This window comes from Streptomyces sp. NP160 (genome assembly GCF_006335115.1).
In the GTDB taxonomy this organism is placed as follows: domain Bacteria; phylum Actinomycetota; class Actinomycetes; order Actinomycetales; family Quadrisphaeraceae; genus Quadrisphaera.
The window spans coordinates 127,472-152,519 of the sequence record NZ_VDMJ01000002.1 but is presented as its reverse complement, the minus strand read 5'-3'; the positions used below and the strand labels follow the sequence as shown (position 1 = coordinate 152,519).

Sequence of the window (25,048 nt, the reverse complement as noted above, 5' to 3'; positions counted from 1 at the left end):
CGTCATGCGTCCGGGTCGTCCATGATCTCGCGGACCTCCTGCGCGCAGCGGCAGCCGGCGGCGATGCGCGCGGCCCACTGCAGCGCCTCGGCGCGCGTGGGCACGTCCACCACGCAGAAGCCGCCGACCATCGCCTTGCTGAACGGCTCGGCGCCGTCGGTCGTGCTCCCGTCGGTGCCCACGACGGTCGGGCGCTGGCGCCGCAGGCCGCCGCCGAACACCCACACCCCCGCCGCCTGCGCCTCGCGGACCACCGCGTGCGACGCCTCGCTGACCGCGGGCAGCTCGTCGTCGGTGATGTGGTCCATCGAGCCGTCGTCGAAGGAGATCAGGTACTTCGTCATCGGTCGTCCTCCTGGTCCGCTGCCGGTGGTGCTGTCAGGGACCGGCTGTGGACGAGGAACTCATCGCTGCGCGTGCGCCTCGGCCTCGGCTCGGGCGTCGGCGAGGGCGACCCTGCGGCGCCGGGCCAGCTCGCGCCTGAGGGCGACCGCGCCGACCACCACCAGGACGGCGAACCCCGCCCACCCGAGGAGCGCCATGAGCCCCACGGCGGAGCCGAAGCCGTCGAGCCAGGACGGGAGCGGGAACTGCGGGAGCACGGGGGGCCTCCTCGGCGCCGGGCTCTCGATCGTCCACCACCAGCACACCCGTTTCAAGAGGACGCTCCGGCGGTCCGGGTGGACGGCCACCAGCCCCGGCCACAGGCTGGGGACCATGACCTGGCAGGAGCGGCTCGGAGCCGCGGGCGTGTGGCGCGGCGTGGACGACACCGGCCCCGGACTGGCGGCGGAGGTGGAGCGGCTCGGCTACGGCACCCTCTGGCTGGGCGGGTCCCCGCCGGCGGACCTCGTGGCCGCCGAGCGGGTCCTCGAGGCCACGGACACCCTCGTCGTCGCCACCGGGATCACGAACATCTGGCAGGCCGACGCCGCTGAGCTGGCCGACGCGTTCCACCGCGTCGAGGCGCGCTTCCCCGGACGCCTGCTGCTCGGCATCGGCTCTGGCCACCGCGAGGCCACCCCGCAGCGCGTGCGCCCGCTGCAGGCGATGGGCGAGTACCTCGACGTGCTCGACGAGCGGGGTGTGCCGGTCGGCTCACGGGTGCTGTCGGCGCTGGGCCCGAAGATGCTGGCGGTGTCAGCGGAGCGCGCCGTCGGCACCCACCCCTACCTCACGGTCCCGTCGCAGACCGCGCAGATGCGCTCCGACCTCGGCGAGGGCGTGCTGGTGGCCCCGGAGCAGACCGTGGTGCTCGACGACGACCCCGGCGCCGCGCGGGCCGCCGCCCGCGACTTCCTGCACTTCTACCTGCAGCTGGACAACTACACCTCCACGATGCGCCGCGGGGGCTTCACCGAGGACGACGTCGCGCTGCCGGGCAGCGACCGCCTGGTGGACGCGGTCGTCGTCCACGGCGGCGCGGACGCCGTGGCCGCCGGCGTCCGCGCCCACCTCGACGCCGGCGCGGACCACGTCTGCGTGCAGGTGGTCCCCAGGACGGCGGACCCCGTGCCCGCGCTGCGGGCCCTCGCGAGCGCGCTCGGGCTCACGCCGCGGGGGTAGCCGCCGGGGTGGTCTGCGGAGCCGGGTGCTCCTCGGTGCCGCGGGAGCCGGTGAGCATGAGCGCACCCGCTCCCGCCAGGAGGCCGACGACGACGGCGAGCGCCGCGAACGCGATCCGCTCGCCGTGGAAGAAGGAGCTGACCAGCTCGGTGCTCCAGGTGCCCGCGGGCAGCGTCGCCGTGACGAGGGCGGCGACGAGGGTGCCGACCACGGCGGTGCCGATGCTGGTGCCGACCTCCTGCGCGGTGTCGTTGAGCGAGGCCGCCAGCGACGTGCGGTTCTCCGGCGCAGCGCTGACGAGCGCGACCGCGCAGATGGTCATCACCGTCCGCAGGCCCACGGTCATCACCACCAGGCACGCGGCGATGACGGGGTAGCCGTGGTCGACGCCGGCGGCCAGGCCCGCGAGGGACCCGGCGAGCAGCCCGGCGCCGACGAGGCAGGCCACGCGGTGTCCGAGGCGCTTCGCGAGCTGCTCCGAGACGGGTGTGGCCACGACCATCGTCACGATGACCGGCAGGTTGGCGAGGCCGGCGCGGACGGGGCTCCAGCCGTAGGCGTACTGGAAGTGCAGGACGAGCGCGAACAGCACGGCGGCCATGGCGACGGACGTGCCGACCTGGGCGACGGCCGCACCGCGGACGGTGCCGTCGCGGAAGATCTGCAGGTCGAGCATGGGCTGTGCGGTGCGGCGCTCGTGGCGGACGAAGGCGGCCAGGGCGAGCACGGCGCCGAGTGCTGACCCCGTGGTGGCGAAGGACACCCAGCCGTGCTCGACGCCGCTGGTGAGGGTGTAGCAGGCCAGGCCGATCGCGGCGGTGGACAGGAGGGCCCCGGGCAGGTCGAGGCGGTCGTGGGTGAGGTCCTCGCGGCGGTCGGCGGCCACCCCGAGGCGCACGCCGATCCAGGCGACCAGGGCGATGGGGGCGTTCACCACGAGCAGCCACTCCCAGCTGACGTGCGCCAGGGCGGTGCCGCCGAGCAGCGGCCCGAGCACGAAGCCGCTCATGCCGACGACGATCATCACGGTCATCGCGCGCATCCTCAGCGCCTCGTCGTCGAAGAGGCGGAACACCAGGGAGTTGGTGATCGGGGCCATCGCGGCGGCGGCGACGCCGAGGGCGGCGCGCAGGGCGATGAGCTCGCTCGTGGTCGTCACGAGGACCGCCGCGAGGCTGGTGGCGCCGAAGACGGCCAGGCCCACGAGGAGCACGCGGCGGCGGCCGAGGCGGTCGGCGGCGGAGCCCGCGGTGAGCAGGAGCCCGCCGAAGGTGAGCGAGTAGGCGCCGGTCACCCACTGCAGGGCCGTGGTGCTGCTGCCGAGGTCTCGCCCGATGGTGGGCAGGGCGATGGACAGCAGCGTGTTGTCGACCATCTCCACGAAGAAGGCCAGGCAGAGGGCGAGCAGGGGCACCCACGCCGCTGCCAGCGAGGTGTAGGTGCGGACGCCCGTGGTCGTCGCGGGCGTGCCGGGGGGTGCGTCGGGGGCGGTCGTGGGCGTGGTGGGGCTCATGGCGTCCCTCCTCTCGGGAGCGGTGGCACCGCTCTACCGAACGGCGTTCGGTCAACATAGAACGACGTTCGGTCCAGGTGCAAGGGTGTGGTGTGATGGCGGCATGGCGGACGCCCGGACCACCTCTCGCAGCCCCCGTGGCCCGCGGCAGCGCGCCTCCCACTCGATGGAGGCCGTGGTCTCGGAGGCGGTCGCGCTGCTCGACGAGGCGGGCGAGGGGGCGCTGACCTTCCGCGCGCTGGCCGCCCGGCTGGGTGGCGGGGTCGGCAGCATCTACTGGTACGTCTCCAGCAAGGACGAGCTGGTCGCCCGCGCCAGCGACCACGTGGTGGCCGGCGTGCTCGCCGCGACCGAGGGCTGCACCGCTGCACCGGACCCCGTCGACGACGTGCGGGCCATCGCCGTGGCCTTCTTCGACGCCCTGGCCGCACGGCCGTGGCTGGGGGCCTACTTCCTGCGCGACGTCGACCTGCAGCCCCACGCCCTGCGCCTGTTCGAGCGCCTGGGCCAGCAGGTGATGCGCCTGCACCTGCAGCCCCGGCAGACCTTCCACGCGGTCTCGGCGGTCCTCGGCTACGTCACGGGCATCGCGGCTGACCACGGCCACCGCCCTCCGGTGGAGGGGGCTGGCCGCAGCGGGGGTGCGGACGCCGCGGCCTCTCAGGACGTCCTGGCGGAGTTCGTCGCGCAGTGGCGCGCCCTCGACCCCGAGGAGTACCCCTTCGTCCAGCACGTGGTGGAGGAGTTCGCCGTCCACGACGACCGCGACCAGTTCCTCGCCGGGCTCGACCTGCTGCTCGCCGGCCTGCGGCTCCAGGCCTCCGGGCGCCCGCTGGAGGGCTAGCGGGCCAGCGCGGTCGACCTCCAGCGCCCCGGTGTCGGGGACGCCGGCACCGGTCCGGCGCCCCATCCCGTCCGCTGGCCCGTCCGCTGGCCCGTCCGCTGCCCCGGTGGACGGGGGTCTGCCGCACGCGGGACCTCCAGGCGGCCCGGGGCCCGGCCGATGATCTCCGTGTGCACCACCGACGCCTGACCGACCGACAGCGCCCGGGCCCCCAGGGACCGCCGAGCCCCACGGAGCCCTCGGGCGCCCCGGACGGCCCGGGGGTCCCGGAGCAGCGCGGGCCGTGGCGCCGGCTGCTGCCCCTCACCTGGCTGGCCGGCGCTGCGGCGCTGCTCATGGCGGCCGTGGGCCCGCTCCGCGCGCGTCTGGGTGTGCCCCCCGTCGTGGGACAGGCCGTGGTGGACCTGCTGCTCGCCGCCCTCAGCGTCGCCGTGCTGGTGCTCTTCGTGCGCCGCTCCCTGCGCACGGCGCGCTCCGGTGGTGGGCGCCGCCGCACCGTCCCGTGGGTGGTGTTCTCCGCGGCGATGGCCTTCTACGCGGCCGCGCAGGGGCGCTTCGCCGCGCTCGAGCTGCTGACGGCAGCGGACCCGCGGCGCGACCCCGGCACGATCGCCTGCTACCTGGCGGCCTCGGTGCTCGCACCGGTGGCGGTGGTGCTGGCGGTGCGCGCCGTCCACCCGTCGACGTCCCGCCTGCGCACCCTCCTGGACGGGCTGCTCGCCGGCGGCGGGCTGTTCGTGCTCAGCTGGCTGGGAGTGCTCGGGGCCGCCCTGGCCAGCGGGGACGTGCCGCTGGCCGTGGTCGTCTTCACCGCCGGCACGGTGGTGGGCGCCGTCGTCATCGTCACGGCCTCGATGGCGCTGGCCGTGCGGTGCCGCCAGACGCCCTCGGTGGTGCTCCTGGCGGCGGGCAGCGTGCTGATGGCCGTCTGCCAGGTGACCTTCCTGCTGCTGGTGCGCTCCGGCTCCTTCACGCCCGGCGGGTGGATCTCCGTGGGCTACGTCCTGGCGCTGGTCGCCTTCGTCGCCGCAGCGGTGGTGGAGGACGGCGACGGCCCCGCCCGGGCCCGTCCGCGCCTGCGCGGGCCGCTGGCGGTGCTGCCGTACCTGCCGCTGCTCGTCGCGGTGGCCGCGGTGCTCGTGGAGAGCACCCGCCGTCAGCTGGGGCTGGTGGAGCTGGCGAGCACGCTGGTGCTGACCACGGTGCTCGTGCTGCGCCAGGCGCTGGTGGTGCTGGAGAACGGCCGGCTGAACCGCGAGCTGCGGGACCGGTCGGCGGCGCTGGCGCACCTCGCCTACACCGACCAGCTCACCGGGCTGGCCAACCGCACCGCGTTCACCGGTGCGCTGCAGGAGGCCCTCGACTCCGCCGTCGACCGCGGCCGCTCGGTGGTGGTGGCGTTCTGCGACCTCGACGGCTTCAAGGCCGTCAACGACGCCTGCGGGCACGCCGCGGGCGATGCCCTGCTGGTGGCCGCGTCGCGGCGGCTGCGCGAGGCCGTGCGCTCCGGTGACGTGGTCGCGCGCCTGGGTGGGGACGAGTTCGCCGTCCTCGTCGAGGACGCCGGCCCGGCCGCCGACGGCACCCGCGCGGCGTCTGAGCTGCGCGACCGCCTCCGGTGCGCGATGTCGGTGCCGTTCACCGCTGACACCGACCGGCCCCGTGGGACCGACAGGCTCCGTGGGGCCGGCGACGCCGCGAGCGTGCTGGACCAGGTGTCCGCGAGCGTCGGGACCGTCGCGTCCAGCGACGTGGCGGCGTCTCCGAGCGGCCGCGTCGACGCGCACGACCTGCTGCGCGAGGCGGACCACCGCATGTACGCGGCCAAGCGGCGCCACCACGCCGCCCGCAGCCGCCGGGCCGAGCGGACCCGCTGACCCCGCCCGGCCCGGACGCCGGTCAGGGAGAGCCCCAGTGCAGCAGCCCGCCGGCGACGAGGGACACGACGAAGGCGATGACGCCACCGATCCGCACCTCGGGGTGGCGCGGCCGCGGCAGCCCCGGTGTCGGGCCGGCGAACAGCGCGAACAGGACCGCACCGACCGGGGTGCACCCGATCCAGAACCACGCCCACCGCGTGAGCCGCCACGTCGGCGGGACGTTGAGGACGAGGAAGAGGAGCACGAGCGCGCCGGCCAGGTGCAGCGGGCCGAGGACCTGCGGCGCCGGCAGGTACCAGCCGAGGAAGGACGCCGAGCCGGAGCGCGGGAGCTCTGATCGGTGCACCACCAGTGCCGGCTGGGCGTCGAGCAGGACGTCGGCAGCGTCGCGCTGCAGGTCGGGCGCGCCGCCGGAGCCCGTCGAGCCGTCGGAGGTGCTCGACGCGGTCACCACTGCGCGGTGCCGCGCCACGCCCTCCCGCCAGGTGACCTCCTGCTCCGCCCAGCCACCGCCGGAGGGGGGCCGTCCGGCCACGGTCACCTCGCGCACCTCACCGGAGGCGACGGCGGAGCGGACCTCGTCGAAGGTGCTGACCCGTGCACCCGCCGCCACCCCGCTGACCAGCAGCGCCACCCAGCCGACGCCGAGCACCCACCGCAGCCGGTCGGTCCAGTGCAGCGGCCGCGGGGAGGTGGGCACCTTCCAGTCCAGGCGGGTGCTCGGCGGGACCTCGACGACGACGCTCCCGGCCGTGGCGCTGCTCGCCGTCGGCGCACCGCCGTCCTCGGTCGTGCCGTCCAGCGCGGGTGGCGCCGCGCGCTGGCTCCAGCGGCCGACCGCCCAGACCACCCCGGCGGCCAGTGCGGCGACGCCCGCCCACGTGAGCCAGAAGACCGCCCGGTCCTGCGTGTGCTGGGCCATCCAGCCGCCGGGGTCGCTCGAGGCGAACGACCGCGCGACGTGCCAGGAGTTGGCCGCGGCGACCAGGCACACCACCGCTGCCAGGGCGAACGCCCACCCGACCCACGAGCCGCGCCGCTGGTCGTCAGGCTCCACGCGCGCAGGCCAGGGCCGACGGGGACCCCTCCGGATGCGATCACCGGCGCGTCCCCGGAGAGTCGCACCGGCTACGACCCAGGAAGTAGGAGGTGGCCTGTGACCACGGACGTCGAGCACGCCCTGGAGCTCATCGCCGCAGCGGTGGCGGGCATGGCGGTGCTGATCTTCCTGCTGGTGCTGGCGGAGCGCGTCGTCCTGCGCCCGCCGGCCGCGCGCGCCACCGACGAGCCCGCCGGTCAGTGCGTCAGCAGGACCTTGACGACGGCGATCAGCGACCCGGCCACCGCCAGCCCGACTGCGCTCCAGAACGCGCTGCGGGAGGGGCCTCCGGCCGCCATCCGTGCTGTCACTGACCCCGTCCCGGCGAGCCTGACCACCGGAACCAGCGCCGCCACCAGCTGAGCGACGGCACCCGCCGTCCCCTCCGAGCCCACCAGCGACGCCACCAGCAGCACCAGCGCCGGCAGCACGCCGGAGGTGACGATGGGGAGGGCATCGCGCAGCTCGGCGCGCAGGTGCAGCCTCGCCTCCTCCTGGCGGCGGCCGACGCTCTCACCGATCCGGTGGGCCACCACGTGCGCGAGGTAGGTCGTCACCATGGTCGCGAGGACGATGACGACGGCGCGCCCGCTGCGCACCGACTCCGGGGCGCAGCCCACCACGGCCGCGAGGACGAGCACGTTGCCGTACACGTAGGCGCTGACGCGGCTGCGCACGCGTTCGAGGTCGAGGTCGGCGTGGACGGGGCGCTCGGTCGACGGCACGCCCCTGATCCTTCCCGCCCCCAGCCCGTCCCTCAGCCGGTGGTGGGCAGGCGGTCAGCCGGGGTGGCTCGCGTCAGCAGTGGCAGGTGCTGTGCGTCGAGGGGATGTCAGGAGGTGGGTCCTGCCCCGCCCCGGGCTCCTGGCGGCCCGCGCCGGCTCGTCGTCGCAGTTCGGGGTCGGTGGCCAGGAGCAGCTGCTCAGCGCGCGTGGCGGCGGTGTGCTCGAGGGCCCGGCGGGGGTTGAGCAGCCAGCGCTGCAACGGGTCGATGCTGGCGGGTGGCCGCACCTGGGGCGCCCCGTCGACCATGCGCACGGCCCACACCCCGACGGTGACGAGGACGTGGTGACGCCCGCACAGGAGCACCCCGGCGTCGACGTCGGTGGGGCCGCCGGCAGCCCACTCGTGCGTGTGGTGGGCCTCCAGCCACCCGGGCGGCGCGGTGCAGCCGGGGACAACGCAGCCGCCGTCCCGGGCCAGCATCGCGCGGCGCTGGGCCCCGCTGAACAGGCGCACGCTGCGGCCCAGCGCCAGCGCGGCGGCGGTCGGTCCCTGGCAGGAGAGGGTCACGGTGTGCAGGAGCGCCGTGCATGCGAGGTGCTGGAGCTGGCTGGTGCTGAGCGTGCGGCGGGTGGTCTCGCAGGTGGCCCGCCCCGAACCGGGGACGCCGGTGAGCTGGTCGGCGGTGGCGGTGACGATGATGCGCGGCGGCTCTCCGCCGCGGGTCTCGTCGGAGGTGCGCCCCAGTCGGGCGAGCAGGCCCAGGGCGTCGGCGCGGCGCTGGGGCGCGGTCCGCTCATCGCGCACCGCGACGCCTGCGCGTCCGCGGCGGACGCCTGCAGCGCCCTGGCCGTCGGCGCCGGTGCCGGTGCCCAGAGACCCCTGCCGGCTCTGGTCGGCCGGAGGAGCGGTCACGGTGGGGTCGGGCTTGGCGTAGTGGTCGATGGCCGCCTTGAGCTCGGCCCCGGTGACGGCGTCCAGGTGGCCCCGGACGTCGACGGAGCCGTCCTCGTGGGTGGTGAGGTGCACGTAGCGCTTGTCGATGGCGTCGGGGTCGAAGCCGCGATCGGCGCGGGAGGGGTCCAGCTTCTGCGCGAGCACCTCGCAGGCGATCGCGGCCTGGGCGTGGGTCAGGCCGGGCAGCGTGGTGGCCAGCAGGTGGTCGGCCTCGGCGGCATGAGCGCGCTGGATGCGGCGGGGCAGGGAGTCCAGGGTGCGCCGGGCCAGGGAGGCGACGTCGGTGGAGATCCTCCCGGCGGCGTGCTGCTCACCGACGCGTCCCAGGCCTTCCCCCCGGACCAGAGGGGAGGCGCTGCCACCGTCGGGTGCAGCCTCCGCGCGGTCCTGGTCCGTCTCGTCGTCGGTCGGCGTGCAGGCGGCGCCCTCGGGTCCGGCTGGGTCGGGCGGTGGCACCCGCAGGGGGCCGGTCGGGGCGGTGAGGGCCCTGGCGAGGTGGGCCTCGCTGCTCGCGCGGCGGGCGTCCGCGCCCGTGTGGGTGAGGAGGAGGTCGGTGGGGGAGGTCGCCCCGACGGCGTCGAGGTCCTCGGGGGTGAAGCTGGCGGTGAGGCGCAGCAGGGTCGCGTCGAGGACGTCACGGGCGCGAGCGCTCTGGCGCAGCGCCTGCACCCGCTGGTGGACGCCCACGGAGGCCAGGTAGGAGGCGGCGGCTGCGGCGGCGTCCAGGGCGGCGCGCGCGGCGAGCAGCGCGTCGGCCAGCGGACCGGTCAGCGGCAGCGGGGGCAGCTCGGCGGCGGGCTCGCCGCCGTCGTCGTGGACCTCAGGGGTGGGCCCGGCGCCGAGGGCGCCGGGAGCCAGGGGCTCGGCGACCCACTGCTCGCCGCCGCCCAGACCGGCAGCCGCTCCGGGGTCGCCCTCGTGGGGCGTCTCGGCGGCCGTCCAGGTCATGTGGATCACGCTAGGGGTGGCCACCGACAGTCGAACGCGCGTGCAACGGCCCTGCACAGGGGGTTGATCTGTGCAACTCGAGGTTCATCCTCGTGCGCGGGTCTCACGCCGCGTGGCCGGGTGATCACCGCGGTCCGGTGCGTCCTCGCAGCCCCGGCGGGCCAGCCTCCTGCACCCCGCGCTGCGACTGCGGATACAACACCTGCATCACGCATCCGGCGGTGGAAGCGGTTGCGGACGGCGCCCGCACCTGGCGGATCCGCAGTCAGGGGCTGCCGGACGCGCCGTCACCTGTGGCAGCATCCCGGCATGGTGGCCGCGACCCCGACGGTGTGGGAGCGCTCCACGCCCGACCCCGCCCTCGTGAGCGAGGCCCTGGCGGGCAGCGAGCAGCGCGTGTTCTGGCTCGACGAGGCGCCGCCGACCCCCTCTGCCGAGCAGCTGACCTCCGGTGCCACCGCTGACCTCGTCGTGGTCGGCGGTGGCTACCTCGGCCTGTGGACCGCCGTGCTGGCGAAGCGGCGCGACCCCGGCCGCAGCGTCGTCGTCCTGGAGGCCGAGACCGTCGGGTGGGCCGCCTCGGGCCGCAACGGCGGCTTCTGCGAGGCCAGCATCACCCACGGTGAGGAGAACGGCCGCAACCGCTGGCCCTCCGAGTACGAGCAGCTGCACCGCCTGGGGCGGGAGAACCTCGACGCCCTCGCGCGCGACGTCGACGAGCTCGGCCTGGACTGCCACTTCGAGCGCACCGGCAGCCTCGCCGTCGCCGTCGAACCGCACCAGGTGCCGTGGCTGTCCGAGGGGCTGTCAGAAGGGCTCTCCGAAGGCGGGCACCACGACGTCCTCGACGCCGCAGCGACCCGCGCCGAGATCGACTCACCGATCTTCCTGGCCGGGCGGTGGGACCGGGACGACGTCGCCCTGCTCCAGCCCGCCCGCCTGGCCCGTGAGCTGGCCCGGGCCGCCCGCGAGCTGGGCGTGCGGATCTTCGAGCACTCCGCCGTCACCGCCGTCGAGAGGTCGGGCGCCAGGAGTGGGCCGCAGGTGGTCCGCACCGCCCGTGCCGCCGTCACCGCGCAGCAGGTGGTGCTGGCCACGGGGGTCTTCCCCTCGCTCCTGCGCCGAGACCGCCTCATGACCGTGCCGGTGTACGACTACGTGCTCATGACCGAGCCGCTGACGGCGGAGCAGAAGCGCGCCGTGGGCTGGGAGCACCGCCAGGGCCTGACGGACCTCGCGAACCAGTTCCACTACATCCGGCTGTCGGCCGATGACCGGGTGCTGTTCGGCGGCTACGACGCCATCCACCACGCCGGGGGCCGCGTCAGCAGCCGCTACGAGGACCGCCCCGCCAGCTACGAGCGCCTCGCCAGCCACTTCTTCACGATGTTCCCGCAGCTGGAGGACGTGCGCTTCAGCCACCGCTGGGCCGGGGCCATCGACACCTGCACCCGGTTCGCCGCCTACTACGGCACCGCCCGCGGGGGCGACCTCGCGTACGCCCGCGGGTTCACCGGCCTCGGGGTGGGGGCCACGCGCTTCGCCGCGGAGGTGCTGCTGGACCTGCTCGCCGGCACCGAGACCGAGCGCACGCAGCTGGAGGTGGTGCGGCGCAAGCCGCTGCCCTTCCCCCCGGAGCCGGCGACGGCGGTGGGCGTGGCGCTGACCAAGGCCTCGCTGGACCGCGCCGACCACCGACAGGGCCAGCGCAACCTCTTCCTCAAGGCGCTCGACGCCGCGGGCCTCGGCTTCGACTCGTGAGCCGGCTGCTGTGCGCTGACGCGCTCTCCGCTGCGCTGCCCGACGCGCTGCCAGCGGGGGAGGAGGTCGTGGCCGGCGCGCCCACCGCCCGGTACCTCGAGCTCGCCGCACCGGCGGGTGTCGAGGTCGGTCTGTGGGAGATGACGCCGGGCGCAGCGCGCGACACCGAGGCCGACGAGGTCTTCGTCGTCCTGTCCGGTCGCGCCACCGTCACCGTCAGCAGCCAGGACGACGACGAGCTGCTCGAGCTGACCGCCGGGTCCGTCGTGCGCCTGCGGGCCGGCGACCGCACGACGTGGACCGTGCACGAGCCGCTGCGCAAGCTGTACGTGCAGCTGCCCTGACGGGTCGTGGCGAGGTCGGGTCGTCAGCGCACCCGGTGGCGCAGGTGGACCGCGCCCGCTGACAGGCGCCTCTCCTCGAGCAGAGCGAGGTCCAGTCGCACGTCGAGCGGCAGCGCCCGGGTGCCGCCGCCGACCACGACGGGGTGGATGACCAGCCCGACCTCGTCCGCCAGCCCGGCGCGCAGCGCCGCCGCGGCCAGCTCGGCGCCGCCGGTGCTGAGGTCGCGGTCGGCCTGCTCCTCGCGTCGGCGCACGTCGTCGGCGTCGGGGTCGGCGACCAGCTCCGTCCGGGCCGTGTCCACGGTCGCCAGTGAGCGCGAGTGCACGACCTCGTCGGCGGCCTGCCAGGTGCGGGCGTGCTCGAGCTCGACCACAGGCCTGCCGGGCAGGTCCAGCGCCGTCACCCGGTAGCGCACCACCTCGAAGAGCCGCCGCCCGTGCAGGTGCGAGCCGAGCTGGCGCTCCTGGTCGTCGGAGAAGGCGTGGAGCTCGGAGTCGGGTCTCGTGCGAGCAGACCTCCGGCGGCGCCTGGACTCGTCGGTCGTCTGGGCAGGTGGTCGCGCTGGCCGACGGCGAGGTCCACGCGACGCTCCACGCCCCCGACCCTGCAGCGCCAGCGCGGTCCCTCGGCCCCGCCGTCGGCCGGGGGTTGACGGGCCGAGGTGACGCTGCGCACACTCGTACCACTCAGTGGATGTCTATTCCACACAGTGGAACTACGAAGGAGTAGTCGCATGAGCGTGGCTCTGCTCGGCCTCGGTGAGGCCGGAACCCTGTACGCCCGGGGCCTCGTCGAAGCGGGCGAGACCGTCACCGGGTTCGACCCCGCTGGCGTCCCGACCCCGCACGGCGTCGACCGCCGCGACTCGGTGGCCGAGGCGGTGGGTGGCGCCGACCTCGTGCTCGGTCTCACGGGGGCCCGCCACGCCCGGTCCGTGCTGGAGCAGGCGCTGCCGCACCTGCGCCCCGGGGCGGTCTTCGCCGAGATGAACTCGGCGGCCCCTCAGCTGAAGCGCGAGCTGTCAGACCTGGTGGCGCAGCGCGCGGGGGTGCTGTTCGCCGACGTCGCCGTGGTCGGGTCGGTGCCCGAGGGCGGCGCCCGGACGGCCCTGGTGCTGGCCGGCACCGGCGCGGCCGCCGCGGCGGCGCGCTTCGGGGCCCTGGGGGCGCCGGTGGAGGTGCTCGACGGTCCCGCCGGTGCGGCCGCCCAGCGCAAGCTGCTGCGCAGCGTCTTCATGAAGGGGCTCGGCGCCATCATCGTCGAGGCCCTCGCCGCCGGTGAGGCGGCCGGCGACGGCGACTGGGTGCGCGAGCAGGTCGCCGCCCAGCTCAGCGGTGGCACCGCGTGGATGGACCGGCTCGCGTCGGGCACCGTCAAGCACGGGCTGCGCCGCAGCCACGAGTGCGACGACGCTGCTGCCATGCTCCGCGACCTCGGTCTCACCGCCACCATGACCGCGGCGAGCGCCGACCTGCACCGCGGCGTCGCCCGCGACGAGCACCGACTCGAGGAGGAGCTCCTGCGCGCCTACGCCGAGGTGCCGGTCGCGAACGTCGGCGACGCGATGGGCCGCAGCGGCGTCCTGGCCGGGCGCATCCGCGCCACCTGGCCCGGCGCGCGCGTCGTCGGCCGCGCACTGCCCGTCTTCTGCCGCAAGGGCGAGAACGTCGGCATCAACCTCGCCCTCGACCGGGCGCGCCCGGGGGACGTCCTCGTCGTGGACGGCCAGGCCGACGCCGACCGCGCCCTCATGGGCGAGCTCCTCGCCGAGAAGGCGCTCTCCGCCGGCGTGCGCGGGATGGTCATCGACGGGGCCGTCCGCGACGTCGACGTCCTGCAGGAGATGGGCTTCCCCGTCTGGGCCATCGGCTCCTCGCCGGCCGGTCCCTACAAGAACGGCCCGGGCTGGGTCGGCCGCCCGGTCGGCGTCGGCGGTGTCGTCGTCAACGCCGGCGACCTGGTCGTCGGGGACGGTGACGGCGTGGCCGTGGTGCCCGCCGCCGAGGCCGAGCGCGTGCTCGCCGAGGCCCAGCGCATCCAGGCCCACGAGGAGCGCCGCCGTGCTGAGCTCTCCCAGGGGCGCCGCACCTCGCTGCACCAGACGGCGCAGGCGGTGAGGGCCTGATGCTCGCCATCTGGGCGCTCGGCGCCTACATCACCTCGATCATCGTCTGGAACGCGGTCTTCAAGCGGAACATCGGCGAGGCCATGGTCGTCGGCCTGCTCGTCACCGCGGCCTTCGCCGGCACCGGCTTCCTGCCGGTCCTCGCGCACTCCGTCACCGAGGCGATGCAGGAGCAGGTCACCTACGCGGCCATCGCCTTCGTCGTCGCCAGCCACGTCATGGGCCAGACGCCCCTGCTCATGCGGCTCATCGACATCCTCAACTCGCTGCTGGGGCGCGTGCGCGGCGGGCCCGTCTACACGAGCATCCTCGGCGGCGGCGCCTTCGCCTCCATCGCCCACATCGGCGCCGCCGTCACCGCGGCGGTCGGGTCCATCACCATCCCGTGGATGAAGCGCTCCGGGGTGTCCCCGGCGATGTCCGCCACCGTGGTGGCGGGGTGCGCGGGCATGGGCATCACGTTCCCGTTCAGCGGGACCATGTTCATCCTCATCGGCTCGGCCGGCGTGAGCCAGCTCATGGACGCCGAGGAGATCGTCGTCCCGCTGCTCGTCGCCGGCCTGTGGTGCCTGCTGTACCGCCTGGTGGCCGCCTTCGTCATCGTGCGGCGCCACGGCATCCAGGCGATGGACCCCGCCGACCTCGTGCCCGCCCGGCAGAGCATCAGCGTGGGGTGGACCTCGCTGCTGCTGCTCGCGGCCATCGCCGTGCCGCTGCTGCTGACCCTCGGTCCCACGGGCCGGGCGCTCGACGACTGGACCGGCACCGAGGTCGCCGACGCGGTGAGCCTCGTGGTGTGGATCCCCGTGCTGCTCGTCGCGCTCGTCGCCTTCCTGGGCCGGTCCGCGCTGCCGAAGCGCGCCTCCCAGTGGTGGGGCCTGCTCGGCGACAGCGCTCCCCGGGTCGGTGTCATCGGCGTCACCATCGTCGGCGCCTTCGCCGCCTCGGAGGCGCTCGCGGAGCTCGGCCTCCCCGCGCAGCTGACGAGCCTGCTGAGCCTGCTGGACGCTCCGCTGTGGATCCTCGCGATCGCGGTCGGCGTCCTCGTCGTGGCCGTCGCCATCCCCCTCACCGGCTCGGCGACCATGGCCGCGATCGGCCCGGTCGCCGTCGCCACCCTCGTGGGTGCTGGTGTGCCCGCTCCGGTGGCCGCCTCCGCGGTGCTCGTGTTCGCCTCCACCGAGGGCGCCTCACCGCCGTCCGCAGCGCCGATCTACGTGGCCAGCGGCATCGCCGGGGTCGACCCGGTCCGCACCTTCAAGCCGCTCATCGGCTACTTCTGCCTGCCGATCCTCGCGATCGGCGTGTTCATCGCCCTCGGGGTGCTGCCCGTCTGAGCCCCGTGCAGGGCCGTCCGGAACCCCTCACCCGCTCGAAGGAGAGCCGATCGTGCTTCGCGTCCTGCGTCCCCTGTTCACCCTCTTCGTCGTCCTGCTCCTCGCTGGAGGCGCCCTGCTCGTAGGGGCCCAGCTGGTCGCCCTCGTGCTCGGCCGCGGCGAGTGGCTGAGCGCCGTCAGCGACGCCGTGGGACCCCCCACCTTCATCGCGGCCAGCCTCGCGGGGCTGCTGGCCTTCGTCATGAGCTACGCCCCCGCCCGCCAGGGGGCGGCGGTGGGAGTCGGAGCCACCCCGGAGGACTGAGGCCGGGCTCCGGCTCGTCGAGCCGGCGCGGGCGGTGTGAGGGGCGCGGGTGGGGCCGCCCGTCACACCGCCCGCGCGCGTGCCTGGGCGATGGCCGCCGCGGCCCTGACCGTCTCCGCCGCCCAGGCCTGCACCTGCTCCCTGGGGTTCTGCTCCGCGGGGCCAGCGATGGACAGCGCCCCGAGCAGCTCTCCGTCCGCAGCGCGGACGGGGACGCTGAGCGCGATGATGCCGGCGGCGCGCTCCCCGAGGGAGATGTGGAACCCCCGTTCGCCCACCCCTGCCAGGTCGGCCCGCAGCGCGTCGAGGTCGAACGGCGCCCCGCTCGGGTCGGGGTGGGCCGCGGCGTGGGCCTCCAGCGCCTGCAGATCGGCGTCGTCGAGGTCGACGGCGATGGCCTTGCCGGCTCCGAGGTACAGCGGCAGGCGCCGGCCGATGGGCAGCTCGTAGCGCAGCGGCCACCTCCCGTCGACGCGGGCCACGAGCACGCGCTCGAGCCCCACGCGCTCGTACAGCGAGCAGGTCAGGCCCGTGACCGACGCCAGGTGCTGCAGGTGGTGGCGGGAGGCCTCGACGAGCGGGTCGGTGAGCAGGAAGGCGTGGGCGGCGCCGAGCACCGACGCCCCCAGCCGGAACCGCTTGACGTCGGAGGCCACGTACCCGCGCGCCTCCAGCGCCGCGAGGATGCGTGACGCCGTCGGCAGCGTCAGGCCCGTCCGCGCCGCGACGTCGCTCAGGCGCAGCGGGGCCTCGGACCGCTGCAGGCAGTCCAGCACGTCCAGGCTGCGGTCCAGGGAGCGCATCGACGAGGCGGCGTTCGCGGCGGTCTCAGGCACGGGCAGCATCATCGGGCACCTAGCGGGCGCCCCCGCCGCACGGGGACCTGGACGACCGCGCTGGACCTGCACCGGCACGGCGACGCGCGAGCGGGCCGGGGGCCCGGGCCCTCCGCCGGCAGACGGTCCCCTGCGCGGTCCCCGGAGGGGGTGTCGACGCCTGGTGGAGGCGCCACCAGACTGCCCCGGTGAGCGCCACCCCCGACGACGCGCTGCACCTGCCGCAGATCGTGCTGCAGAAGGCCGACCGGGACGGCGACGGCGGCCGCGCCTGGGCCGCTGCGCTGCCCGGGGTCCTGCGGGAGCTGTGCGGGCGGTGGTCGCTGGTGCTCGGGGAGGCGCTGCCGGGTGCCAGCGAGTCCCACGTGGTCCGGGCGCGGACCGCTGCCGGTGACGACGTCGTCCTCAAGGTCTGCGTGCCCGGTGACGACTTCACCGCCCGCGCGGACGTGCTCCGCCTGGCCGCCGGCGACGGCGTCGTGCGGCTCCTCGCCGTGGACGGGCGGCACCAGGCGCTGCTCCTCGAGGCGCTCGGTCCCGACCTCGCGGCGCAGGGCCGGGACCCGCGGGAGTCCCTGCCGGTGGTCGCCCGGCTGCTGGCCCGGCTCTGGCAGGTGCCCGCCCCCGCGTCGCTGGGCCCGCCGGTGGACAAGGCCGCTGACCTGGCCGTGCTGGTGACCTCGCTGGCCGAGGCGCTGCCGGGCACGGCGTCGCCGCGGGTGGTGCGGGCGGCGCTCGCAGGCGCAGCCCGCCGCTCGGCCGCCTTCGACCCCGGCGCGAGCCGCCTGCTGCACGGCGACGCCGCCGGCGCGAACGTCCTGCGGGTCCTCAAGCCGCGGTCGGGGGCTCCGGACGGGTACGTCCTGTGCGACCCGCAGCCCTTCGTCGCAGACCCCGCCTACGACCTGGGCGTCTCGGTGCGGGACTGGGTCGCGCCGCTGCGCGCCTCCACCGACCCGGCAGCGACCGTGCGCAGCTGGTGCCGGGTGCTGGCCGACGCCGCGGCCTGCGACGCGGAGGCCGTGTGGGACTGGGCCCTGCTCGAGCGGGTCGCCACCGGCCTGTTCGCCACGAGCCTGGGTGCACCGGAGGCCGGGCTGGCCCTGCTCGAGACCGCTGAGATGGTCATCGACGCGTAGCGGCCCCCACGCGACGCCCGCCGGCAGCGCAGAGGTGAGGTGGTGCGTCGGACCGGTGCGGGGCGGCGACGGGCTGGGAGCCGGAGCCCGGCTCAGCCAGCACCGGCTGAGCCGAGCTCGGCGCGCGTCACCGCGGCGGCCTCCAGGGCGGGCGCCGTGGTGCCTTCCAGGTGGGCCCTCACCCCGTCGGCCACCGCGGTGACGGGACGCGGCGGCAGGTAGGCCGACGCGCCGGCGCGCAGCACCCGGCCGACGGGGCCGGCGTAGTCGACGCCGAGCTCGTGGTCCTCGATCTCCGTGACCACCACGCGCGCCCGCGGGAAGCGCGCCTGCAGCACCTCCAGGAGCTGCACGCTGACGGGGTTGACCAGCAGCACGTCGGTGCTGGCAGGGGCCTCGTGCAGGTCGAGCACGAGGTAGCCGGGGCCGAAGGAGCCGGCCAGGCGCCGGCGGGCCTCGCGCGACAGGCGCATCGCGGTCGCGACGACCAGCACCCCCTCGGGCACCTCCACCTGCGGCGGGGGCAGCCGGGGCGCCTCGAGCACCTCGCCCTCGAGCACCGCCGGCCGCACGGTCAGCACCCCGAGCGCGCGCCCGCTGCGGTGCACCGGCACCTCCGCGCCAGCCAGCGCGGCCTCGACCGCCGCGCGCACGTCGGGCGGCACGGCGGACAGGTCGAGCGGGGGAGGAGTGCTGCGGAGCCCGGCCACGGAGGGCACCCTGCCAGCCGGGCGTGCCCGCAGGAGGTGCAACGCGGCGATCACCGGCGGCGTCTGACGGTGGTGGGACCGCGGCGACGACGAGGGGGTGCCCGCGTGCAGCACGTCGCGGAGCGTGTGGTGGTGGCGCTGAGCACCGTGGGGCTGCTGGCGGCGTGCAGCGCGGCGCAGCCAGCGCCAGCGGGACCCACCTCGGTGGGGTCGCCGCCTCCGTCGTCGTCCTCCGCTGAGCCGGCGGGCGCTTCGTCGCTGAGGCTGTCGGACGGGTCCGTCGTCGTCCTCGCCGGTCAGCCGCCGGAGACCGTGTCGACGCTGGGGTACGCCGGCAGGCTCGTGCTCCTCGACGGCGGGTGCTGGGGGTTCGCCGACCACGACGCCACCTACGTCCTCCTGCTGCCGCGCGGGACGCAGCCCGGGCTCGACGGCAGCAGCGTGGTCACGCCCGACGGCGTGACGCTCCGGGTGGGAGACGCCACGTTCTCCGGCGGCTACGGAGCCGGCGACGGGACCCCCCAGGACGCGGAGTGGCGCGCCGCGGCGCCCCGGTGCTTCGACGGCAGGCGCGGGTCGGCGCTGATCAGCATCGAGGTGACCGAGCCGGCCGTCAGTGCGACTCCCGGCTGACGTCCGGTCCGCTGGACCCGACGAGGAAGTCGAGGTCGGCGCCGGTGTCGGCCTGCTGCACGTGCTCGACGTAGAGCCGCTCCCACCCGCGCCGCGGTGCCGCGTACGCCGCCGCGCTGGCCGGGCTCGGGGCGCGCTGCGCGAGCTCGTCGTCGTCGACGTCGAGGTGCAGGCGGCGCTCTGCGACGTCCAGCTCCACCCAGTCACCGGTGCGCACCCGGGCCAGCGGGCCGCCTGCGGCGGCCTCCGGCGCCACGTGCAGCACCACCGTCCCGTACGCGGTGCCGCTCATGCGCCCGTCGCAGATGCGGACCACGTCGCGCACGCCCTGCTCGAGCAGCTTCGTGGGCAGCGGCATGTTCGCGACCTCGGGCATGCCCGGGTAGCCCTTCGGGCCGCACCCGCGCAGCACCATGACCGAGTCGGCGTCCACCTCGAGGTCCGGGTCGTCCACCCGCGCCCGGAAGTCCTCGATGGAGTCGAACACCACGGCCCGCCCGCGGTGGCGCAGCAGGTGCGGTGAGGCGGCGGCGGGCTTGATGATCGCGCCGTCGGGGGCGAGGTTGCCGCGCAGCACCGCGATGCCGCCCTCGGCCAGCAGCGGCGCCGAGCGAGTGCGGATGACCTCGCGGTCGAAGACCTCGGCCTCGCCCAGGTGCTCGACCAGCCGTGTGCCCAGCACCGTCAGGGCTGTCGGGTCGAGCAGGTCCTCCACCTCCCGGAGCACCGCGAGGAAGCCGCCCGCGCGGTGCAGGTCCTCCATGAGGAACCGTCCTGCGGGCTGCAGGTCCACCAGGGCGGGCACGCGGGACCCGATCGCGTCGACGTCGTCCAGGGTGAGCTCCACCCCGAGCCGCCCCGCGATGGCCAGCAGGTGGACGACGGCGTTGGTCGACCCGCCGATCGCCGCGAGCGCCACCACCGCGTTGTGGAAGGACGCCCGGGTCAGCAGCGCGCTGGGACGGCGGCCGGTCTCGACCAGCTCGACGGCGAGCACGCCGGTGGTGTGCGCGGCCTCCAGCAGGCGGCTGTCGGGGGCTGGGGTGCCGGCCGTGCCGGGCACGGTCGTCCCGAGCGCCTCGGCGAGCAGCCCCATCGTCGAGGCGGTGCCCATGGTGTTGCAGTGGCCGCGGCTGCGGATCATCGCGCGCTCGGAGTCGAGGAAGGCCGCCTGGCTCATCGTGCCGGCGCGGACCTCCTCGGACAGGCGCCAGGTGTCGGTGCCGCAGCCGAGCGGCTGCCCGCGGAAGGTGCTGGTGAGCATCGGCCCGCCGGGGACGACGACGGCCGGCAGGTCCACGCTGGCCGCGGCCATGAGCAGCGCGGGGACGGTCTTGTCGCAGCCGCCGAGCAGCACGACGCCGTCGACCGGGTTGGCCCGGAGCAGCTCCTCGGTGGCCATCGCGGCCATGTTCCGCCAGAGCATGGCGGTGGGCCGGACGTTGGTCTCGCCGAGGGAGACCACGGGCATCTCCAGCGGGATGCCACCGGCCTCGTAGACGCCGTCGCGCACCGACTGCGCCACCTCGCTCAGGTGCCGGTTGCACGGCGTGAGGTCGGAGGCGGTGTTGGCGATGGCGATCTGCGGGCGCCCCTCGAAGGCCGAGCCCGGCACGCCGCGGCGCATCCACGCCCGGTGGATGGAGGCGTTGCGGTCCGTGCCCGCGTACCAGTGCGAACTCCTGAGCTCCACGTCGAGCCCCTCCTGTCGTCCCCGCCCACGATGCTCTACTGCTCGGTGTGACGACGACGACGGGGGTGCGCGCGTGCGCGCGTTCGTGCTGACCGGTCCCGGCGAGGGCGGCGTGCAGGACCTCCCCGCGCCGGTAGCCGGACCGGGTGAGGTGGTGGTCGACGTCGAGCGGGCCGGCGTCTGCGGCACCGACGTCGAGTTCTCCACCGGCGAGATGACGTACCTCAAGACCGGTCACGCGACCTACCCCGTGGTGCTCGGCCACGAGTGGTGCGGCACGGTGGCGTCGGTCGGCCGCGGTGTCGACGAGGCGTGGCTCGGTCGGCGCGTCATGGGGGACACCATGCTCGGGTGCGGCACCTGCCGGCGCTGCCTGCGCGGCCACCAGCACGTGTGCGAGCAGCGCCAGGAGGTGGGCATCCGCGGCGGCCGGGACGGAGCGCTGGCCGAGCAGATCGCGGTGCCGGCGAGCTCCCTGCACGCGCTCCCGGACGCGGTGGACCCGGTGCTCGGCGCGCTCGTCGAGCCCGGCGGCAACGCCCTGCGGGCGGCGCAGGCCGCGGGCGTCGGACCCGGTGACCGTGCGCTGGTCATCGGGCCCGGCACCATCGGGTGCCTCGTGGCCCTCTTCCTGCGCGCGGCCGGCGCGGAGGTCCACGTGCTCGGGCTGCCGGGTGCGCCGCTGGAGTTCGCCCGCGGGCTCGGCGCCGGGGCCGTGTGGACGCGCGAGGAGCTGCCGGAGCTGCCGTTCGACGCCGTCGTCGACTGCTCCACCGGGACGGACGCGCCCGGGCTCGCGCTGTCGCTCGTGGAGCCCGGTGGACGGCTGGTCTTCATCGGCATCGCGCACGAGCCCACGCGGCTCGACACCCGCGAGCTGCTGCTCGCGGACGTCACGGCGGTCGGCGTGCTGTCGGCCTCCCCGGGGCTGGAGGAGACCGTCGCCGCGTACGCCTCGGGCGCCGTCGACCCGCGCCCCCTCGTGGCGGCGACGGTGGGGCTTGAGGACGTGCTCGACGTCCTGGCCGGTCACCGCCCGCGCGGTGCGGGACCCGGCCCGAAGGTCCACGTCCGCCCCTGACCCCACCCCGACCGCCCGTGATCATGGGCAGTCGGCCGCCTCGCAGTGTCAGGTCTCCCCGGACTGTCAGGTCGTCGAGGCCGGATCCGGCCTCCACGACCTGACGGTCCGCCCTGAGCTGGCAGTGCCCACCGGGCTCAGGGGACGACGACGACCTTGCCCGACACCTCGCCCGCCGCTGCCCGCGCGTGCAGTGCCGGCAGGTCGGCGAGCCCGACCCGCTCGGCGACGGCGATGCGCAGCTCTCCCGCGTCCACCCGGCGGACCAGCTCGGCCAGCTGACCGGCGTTGCTCCTGACGAACATGTCGACACCCCGCACCCCGCGGCCCTCGTCGCTGGGCGCGGGCATCCACACCGTGGTGTTGACGAGCCGTCCCCCGTCGCCGACCAGCCCCACGAGCACCGTCAGCTGCTGGGGCTCGACCGGAGCGAGGTTGAGCGCCAGGTCGACGGGCCCACCGACCGCCGCGGCCAGCTCGCCGGAAGACCCGAGCGAGCTCCTGTCGACCACCACGTGCGCCCCGGCCGCGCGCACCCTCTCGGCGCTGCGCGGTCCGGCGACCCCGATGACGTGCGCGCCCGCCGCCACGGCCAGCTGCACGGCGTACAGCCCGACCGCACCGCCGGCGCCGTTGACGAGCACCCGCTGCCCGCGCTGGAGGTCGCCGTGCTCGAAGAGCGCCTGCCAGGCCGTGAGCCCGGTGATCGGCAGCGCGGCCGCGTCGGCGAGGTCGACGCTGGTGGGGGCCGCGACCAGCGCGTCGGCCGGGGCGAGGGCGAACTCGGCCGACGCGCCCGCGCCGGTCATCGGGAGGAAGCCGATGACGGAGCGCCCGACGGCCACGGGGCCGCGGGCCCCGCCGTCGTCGTCCTGGTCGGCGCCGGGAGCCAGGGCGTCGACCGTGCCGGCCACGTCGATGCCCGGGGTGTGGGGGAGCGCCACGGGGATGGGGCCCTGCATGCCACCGGCGCGGATGCTCGCGTCGACGGGGTTGAAGGAGGTGGCGGCCACGCGCACGCGCACCTGGCCGGCGGCGGGGACGGGAACCGCGACGTCCTCGAGGTGCAGGACGTCGGCGTCGCCGAACTGGGAGTAGCGGACAGCCTTCATGGGTCGACCCTCGTCTCAGGAGGAGAATGTGCTACGGATTCGAAGCACTTGACGATGACAGTAGACCTGCTTCGAATCTGAAGCAAGTAGGATCGGTGCGTGCCGCAGAAGCCGCCCTCGCTCGACGCCCAGCAGCTGGGGGCGTACTTCGCGCTGATGGACGTCGCGAGCCTCCTGCGGCACGCCGTGGAGCAGCAGCTCAAGGACGCCGGCGACCTCAGCTACGTGCAGTTCCAGCTGCTCGCGCGCCTCGGGGACTCACCGAACGGCAGCCAGCGCATGACCGAGCTCGCCGACGGCGTCGTCTACAGCCGCAGCGGCCTCACCTACCAGGCGGACCTGCTCGAGAAGGCCGGACTCGTCACGCGCGCGCCCTCACCCGAGGACGAGCGCGGCACCACCGTCACGCTGACCGACGCCGGGCGCGCGCGCCTCGCCGCTGTCTTCCCCGGGCACATCGAGCTGGTGCAGCAGCTGCTGCTCGCGCCGCTGTCCGGTGACGACGACGACGACGGCGTGCGCGCGCTCGCCGAGCTGCTCGGCCCGGTGCGCGAGCACATGCGGACCGCGCCGCCGCGCTCGGCGGCCCGCCGTCGCAGGTCGTCGAGCTGACCCTTCCTGCCCGTCGGGCCGCCCGGCGCCGGACGCCTCGCCACCCGACCGCCACCGCTCGGTGTCCGGCAGCCCGGCCGCGGCGCGTCGTGGCGCACCGCCCCGTCCTGCGAGGGGTCGCCGGTCCGTCAGCGGCTGCACGGCAGGTCAGAGGGCTTCGGGGTCGGGTCCGTTGACGGCGCGGCCTCCGTCGACGGGCAGGACGGCGCCGTTGATGAACCCGGCCTCCGGGGAGAGCAGGAACGCGACCGCGGCAGCCACCTCAGCCGGCGTCCCGACGCGGCCCAGCGGGTGCAGGGCGGCTATCTGCGCGTCGACGCCGGGGTGCTCAGCGCGGTAGTCCTGGTACCGCTCAGTGGTGATCGAGCCGAGGGAGACGGCGTTGGTGCGGATGCCCTGCGGTCCGTGGTCGACGGCCACCGCGCGGGTCAGGCCTTCGACGGCAGCCTTGGCGGTGGCGTAGGGCAGCGCGCCCCGCACCGGGCGCTGGGCCTGGTGCGAGGAGACGTTGACGATGGCGCCGCCACGCTGGTGCGCCAAGTAGTGGCGGACCGCGGCCGCGCAGCCCGCCACGGCCAGGGCCAGGTTGGCGGTGATCGCGCCCAGGACCTGCTCGACAGGGGCGCTGTCCAGGGTGGCGTCGGCAAAGACGGCGGCGTTGTTCACCCACCCGGCTAGCGGGCCTAGCTGCTCGGCACGCGCGGCGGCCCGGGCAGCGACCTCGGGGTCGCTGGCGTCGCCGGTGAGCAGGTGGACGCGGTCGTGGTGCCAGGGCAGGCGGTCAGCGAGGTCGAGGGCGATGACGTGGCCGCGCCGCGCCAGGTGGGTGGCGATGGCTCGTCCGACGCCGCCGGCTGCGCCGGTGACCACGTAGCTGGGGATGCCGTCCACGAAGGGCCATCCTCGTCGCTCGACCGCGCAGACGCCGAGTGACGCCCGGGACGGTGGGATGCGGTGTCAGGGGAGCTGGGCCGCCCAGCTCACCAGCGCCTCGGCGACCTGCCAGGGCCGGTCCTCGGGCAGGAAGTGCCCCGCCGGGCCGCCGACGTCGACGACGTCCAGACCGGAGAGGTGCTCGCGGCACCAGGCGACCGTCCGGTCGGTGACGAGCACCCCCGGCGCGGCGTGCAGGAGCACCTTCGGCACCGGACTGGTCCGCAGGTGCTCGAGCGCCGCCCGCATCGCCGTCGCCACGGCGGCGGGCTCGCCACCGACAGGGACATGCCGCGCCCACGCGAGGAGCGGCCGGCGCGAGGCTGCGTCGGGGTAGGGGGTGCGGTAGGCGGCCAGCTCGTCGTCGGTGAGGGACCGCACCAGCGCCGCGGGCAGCAGGGTGCGCAGGAAGAAGTCCTCCTCGAGCACCATCCGCTCGCCGACGCCGGGGGTGCGCAGCTGCTGGAAGAGGTCGCGCCCGCCGTCGTCGAAGTCCTCCCAGCCGGCGAGCGGGCGCAGGTGGCCCTCCATGAAGGCCACCGCCCGGACCCGGTCCCGGTGCCGGCGCAGGTGGTCGAGCGCCAGCGCGACGCCCCAGTCGTGGCCGACGAGCACGACGTCGTCGAGGCCCAGCGCCTCGACGAACGCGTCGAGGTGCGCCGCGTGGTCCTCGAAGGTCCACGCGAGGTCGGGCTTGGCCGAGGCGCCCATGCCGATGAGGTCCGGCGCGACCCACCGGGTGCCGGTGTCGACCGCGGCGGCACGGGCGAGCACGTGCCGCCACAGCCACGACGACGTCGGGTTGCCGTGCAGCAGCACCACGGTGCGTGGCCCGCGACCGGCCTCCCGGTAGGCCATCGACGAGCCGAGCACCTCCACGGTGCTGCTCACCCGCTG

25 protein-coding genes are annotated in these 25,048 nt (G+C 75.6%); 12 read left to right on the top strand and 13 right to left on the bottom strand.

Annotation, left to right across the window (positions count from 1 at the left end; genetic code table 11):
* Positions 1-2: 2 nt before the first annotated feature.
* Both FHN55_RS00970 and FHN55_RS00965 read right to left on the bottom strand, forming a co-directional pair.
* On the bottom strand, positions 3-344 hold the full coding sequence (locus FHN55_RS00970) for a YciI family protein (protein ID WP_139709865.1): 342 nt from the start codon (positions 342-344) through the stop codon (positions 3-5).
* 60 nt (positions 345-404) lie between these two features.
* Positions 405-602, bottom strand: a complete 198-nt coding sequence (locus FHN55_RS00965) for a hypothetical protein (RefSeq protein ID WP_139709863.1) — start codon at positions 600-602, stop codon at positions 405-407.
* Between the two features lie 115 nt (positions 603-717).
* On the opposite strand from FHN55_RS00965, the gene FHN55_RS00960 reads away from it, so the two are divergent.
* Positions 718-1,566: an LLM class F420-dependent oxidoreductase gene (locus FHN55_RS00960; RefSeq protein WP_139709861.1), complete on the top strand. Its 849-nt coding sequence runs from the start codon at positions 718-720 to the stop codon at positions 1,564-1,566.
* Here FHN55_RS00960 and FHN55_RS00955 read toward each other — a convergent pair.
* Positions 1,550-3,079 carry an MFS transporter gene (locus tag FHN55_RS00955; RefSeq protein WP_139709860.1) on the bottom strand — a complete coding sequence of 510 codons (1,530 nt, stop codon included), beginning with the start codon at positions 3,077-3,079 and terminating at the stop codon, positions 1,550-1,552. The two genes, FHN55_RS00960 and FHN55_RS00955, sit on opposite strands and share 17 nt — an antisense overlap.
* A 166-nt stretch (positions 3,080-3,245) precedes the next feature.
* Here FHN55_RS00955 and FHN55_RS00950 point away from each other — a divergent pair, with 166 nt between their 5' ends.
* The gene (locus FHN55_RS00950) at positions 3,246-3,923 is read left to right on the top strand and encodes a TetR/AcrR family transcriptional regulator (protein WP_218974237.1); all 678 of its coding nucleotides are present in this window, start codon (positions 3,246-3,248) and stop codon (positions 3,921-3,923) included.
* 170 nt (positions 3,924-4,093) lie between these two features.
* A complete protein-coding gene (locus FHN55_RS24040; protein ID WP_139709856.1) occupies positions 4,094-5,800 on the top strand; it encodes a GGDEF domain-containing protein in 1,707 nt (568 codons plus the stop codon).
* A 22-nt stretch (positions 5,801-5,822) separates the two neighbouring features.
* On the opposite strand, the gene FHN55_RS00940 is transcribed toward FHN55_RS24040, so the two are convergent.
* From FHN55_RS00940 to FHN55_RS00930, 3 genes are all read right to left on the bottom strand, one after another.
* Positions 5,823-6,860, bottom strand: coding sequence for a hypothetical protein (locus FHN55_RS00940; RefSeq protein WP_139709854.1), 1,038 nt, complete (start codon positions 6,858-6,860; stop codon positions 5,823-5,825).
* Positions 6,861-7,099: 239 nt separating this feature from the next.
* Positions 7,100-7,627, bottom strand: a complete 528-nt coding sequence (locus tag FHN55_RS00935; protein WP_139709852.1) for a hypothetical protein — start codon at positions 7,625-7,627, stop codon at positions 7,100-7,102.
* 73 nt (positions 7,628-7,700) lie between these two features.
* Positions 7,701-9,530: an HNH endonuclease signature motif containing protein gene (locus FHN55_RS00930; protein ID WP_139709850.1), complete on the bottom strand. Its 1,830-nt coding sequence runs from the start codon at positions 9,528-9,530 to the stop codon at positions 7,701-7,703.
* Positions 9,531-9,839: 309 nt separating this feature from the next.
* Here FHN55_RS00930 and FHN55_RS00925 point away from each other — a divergent pair, with 309 nt between their 5' ends.
* Positions 9,840-11,291: an FAD-binding oxidoreductase gene (locus FHN55_RS00925; RefSeq protein WP_139709848.1), complete on the top strand. Its 1,452-nt coding sequence runs from the start codon at positions 9,840-9,842 to the stop codon at positions 11,289-11,291.
* Entirely contained in the window at positions 11,288-11,635 is a 348-nt protein-coding gene (locus FHN55_RS00920; RefSeq protein ID WP_257570598.1) for a cupin domain-containing protein, read from the top strand. Before FHN55_RS00925 ends, FHN55_RS00920 begins: the two co-directional genes overlap by 4 nt.
* Before the next feature lie 23 nt (positions 11,636-11,658).
* Here the strand turns inward: FHN55_RS00920 and FHN55_RS00915 are convergent, their stop codons facing one another.
* Complete coding sequence (locus tag FHN55_RS00915; protein ID WP_180357552.1) at positions 11,659-12,054, bottom strand: dihydrofolate reductase family protein; 396 nt, start codon at positions 12,052-12,054, stop codon at positions 11,659-11,661.
* Positions 12,055-12,369: 315 nt separating this feature from the next.
* Here FHN55_RS00915 and FHN55_RS00910 point away from each other — a divergent pair, with 315 nt between their 5' ends.
* The 3 genes from FHN55_RS00910 to FHN55_RS00900 are packed head-to-tail and all read left to right on the top strand — an operon-like array spanning position 12,370 to position 15,402.
* A complete protein-coding gene (locus FHN55_RS00910) occupies positions 12,370-13,761 on the top strand; it encodes an NAD(P)-binding domain-containing protein (protein ID WP_139709844.1) in 1,392 nt (463 codons plus the stop codon).
* A complete protein-coding gene (locus FHN55_RS00905) occupies positions 13,761-15,098 on the top strand; it encodes a TRAP transporter large permease subunit (RefSeq protein ID WP_139709842.1) in 1,338 nt (445 codons plus the stop codon). Before FHN55_RS00910 ends, FHN55_RS00905 begins: the two co-directional genes overlap by 1 nt.
* A gap of 52 nt (positions 15,099-15,150) precedes the next feature.
* Positions 15,151-15,402: a hypothetical protein gene (locus tag FHN55_RS00900; protein ID WP_139709840.1), complete on the top strand. Its 252-nt coding sequence runs from the start codon at positions 15,151-15,153 to the stop codon at positions 15,400-15,402.
* A 62-nt stretch (positions 15,403-15,464) separates the two neighbouring features.
* Here the strand turns inward: FHN55_RS00900 and FHN55_RS00895 are convergent, their stop codons facing one another.
* A complete protein-coding gene (locus FHN55_RS00895; RefSeq protein ID WP_180357551.1) occupies positions 15,465-16,238 on the bottom strand; it encodes an IclR family transcriptional regulator in 774 nt (257 codons plus the stop codon).
* A 188-nt stretch (positions 16,239-16,426) separates the two neighbouring features.
* On the opposite strand from FHN55_RS00895, the gene FHN55_RS00890 reads away from it, so the two are divergent.
* Positions 16,427-17,377, top strand: a complete 951-nt coding sequence (locus FHN55_RS00890; protein WP_180357550.1) for an aminoglycoside phosphotransferase family protein — start codon at positions 16,427-16,429, stop codon at positions 17,375-17,377.
* 92 nt (positions 17,378-17,469) lie between these two features.
* Here FHN55_RS00890 and FHN55_RS00885 read toward each other — a convergent pair whose 3' ends face one another.
* Entirely contained in the window at positions 17,470-18,087 is a 618-nt protein-coding gene (locus tag FHN55_RS00885) for a hypothetical protein (RefSeq protein WP_139709834.1), read from the bottom strand.
* A gap of 105 nt (positions 18,088-18,192) precedes the next feature.
* Between FHN55_RS00885 and FHN55_RS00880 the strand changes: the two genes are divergently transcribed.
* Positions 18,193-18,720 carry a hypothetical protein gene (locus FHN55_RS00880; RefSeq protein ID WP_139709832.1) on the top strand — a complete coding sequence of 176 codons (528 nt, stop codon included), beginning with the start codon at positions 18,193-18,195 and terminating at the stop codon, positions 18,718-18,720.
* Here the strand turns inward: FHN55_RS00880 and FHN55_RS00875 are convergent.
* Positions 18,701-20,413, bottom strand: a complete 1,713-nt coding sequence (locus FHN55_RS00875) for an IlvD/Edd family dehydratase (RefSeq protein ID WP_139709831.1) — start codon at positions 20,411-20,413, stop codon at positions 18,701-18,703. The two genes, FHN55_RS00880 and FHN55_RS00875, sit on opposite strands and share 20 nt — an antisense overlap.
* Before the next feature lie 73 nt (positions 20,414-20,486).
* On the opposite strand from FHN55_RS00875, the gene FHN55_RS00870 reads away from it, so the two are divergent.
* Positions 20,487-21,494: a zinc-binding dehydrogenase gene (locus FHN55_RS00870; RefSeq protein ID WP_257570597.1), complete on the top strand. Its 1,008-nt coding sequence runs from the start codon at positions 20,487-20,489 to the stop codon at positions 21,492-21,494.
* A gap of 137 nt (positions 21,495-21,631) precedes the next feature.
* Here FHN55_RS00870 and FHN55_RS00865 read toward each other — a convergent pair whose 3' ends face one another.
* Positions 21,632-22,606, bottom strand: a complete 975-nt coding sequence (locus FHN55_RS00865; protein ID WP_139709826.1) for an NADP-dependent oxidoreductase — start codon at positions 22,604-22,606, stop codon at positions 21,632-21,634.
* 99 nt (positions 22,607-22,705) lie between these two features.
* Between FHN55_RS00865 and FHN55_RS00860 the strand changes: the two genes are divergently transcribed.
* A complete protein-coding gene (locus FHN55_RS00860) occupies positions 22,706-23,218 on the top strand; it encodes a MarR family winged helix-turn-helix transcriptional regulator (protein WP_139709825.1) in 513 nt (170 codons plus the stop codon).
* Between the two features lie 147 nt (positions 23,219-23,365).
* Here the strand turns inward: FHN55_RS00860 and FHN55_RS00855 are convergent, their stop codons facing one another.
* Complete coding sequence (locus tag FHN55_RS00855) at positions 23,366-24,109, bottom strand: SDR family NAD(P)-dependent oxidoreductase (protein WP_139709823.1); 744 nt, start codon at positions 24,107-24,109, stop codon at positions 23,366-23,368.
* A gap of 66 nt (positions 24,110-24,175) precedes the next feature.
* On the bottom strand, positions 24,176-25,042 hold the full coding sequence (locus FHN55_RS00850) for a haloalkane dehalogenase (RefSeq protein WP_257570596.1): 867 nt from the start codon (positions 25,040-25,042) through the stop codon (positions 24,176-24,178).
* Positions 25,043-25,048: the final 6 nt, after the last annotated feature.

What these genes read in the sequence shown, in the direction of transcription:
- FHN55_RS00925 (WP_139709848.1), top strand. Translation starts at nt 9,840, where the DNA reads ATGGTGGCCGCGACCCCGACGGTGTGGGAGCGCTCCACGCCCGACCCC.
- FHN55_RS00955 (WP_139709860.1), bottom strand. Translation starts at nt 3,079, where the DNA reads ATGAGCCCCACCACGCCCACGACCGCCCCCGACGCACCCCCCGGCACG.
- FHN55_RS00950 (WP_218974237.1), top strand. Translation starts at nt 3,246, where the DNA reads ATGGAGGCCGTGGTCTCGGAGGCGGTCGCGCTGCTCGACGAGGCGGGC.
- FHN55_RS00930 (WP_139709850.1), bottom strand. Translation starts at nt 9,530, where the DNA reads ATGACCTGGACGGCCGCCGAGACGCCCCACGAGGGCGACCCCGGAGCG.
- FHN55_RS00910 (WP_139709844.1), top strand. Translation starts at nt 12,370, where the DNA reads ATGAGCGTGGCTCTGCTCGGCCTCGGTGAGGCCGGAACCCTGTACGCC.
- FHN55_RS00960 (WP_139709861.1), top strand. Translation starts at nt 718, where the DNA reads ATGACCTGGCAGGAGCGGCTCGGAGCCGCGGGCGTGTGGCGCGGCGTG.
- FHN55_RS00905 (WP_139709842.1), top strand. Translation starts at nt 13,761, where the DNA reads ATGCTCGCCATCTGGGCGCTCGGCGCCTACATCACCTCGATCATCGTC.
- FHN55_RS00970 (WP_139709865.1), bottom strand. Translation starts at nt 344, where the DNA reads ATGACGAAGTACCTGATCTCCTTCGACGACGGCTCGATGGACCACATC.
- FHN55_RS00865 (WP_139709826.1), bottom strand. Translation starts at nt 22,606, where the DNA reads ATGAAGGCTGTCCGCTACTCCCAGTTCGGCGACGCCGACGTCCTGCAC.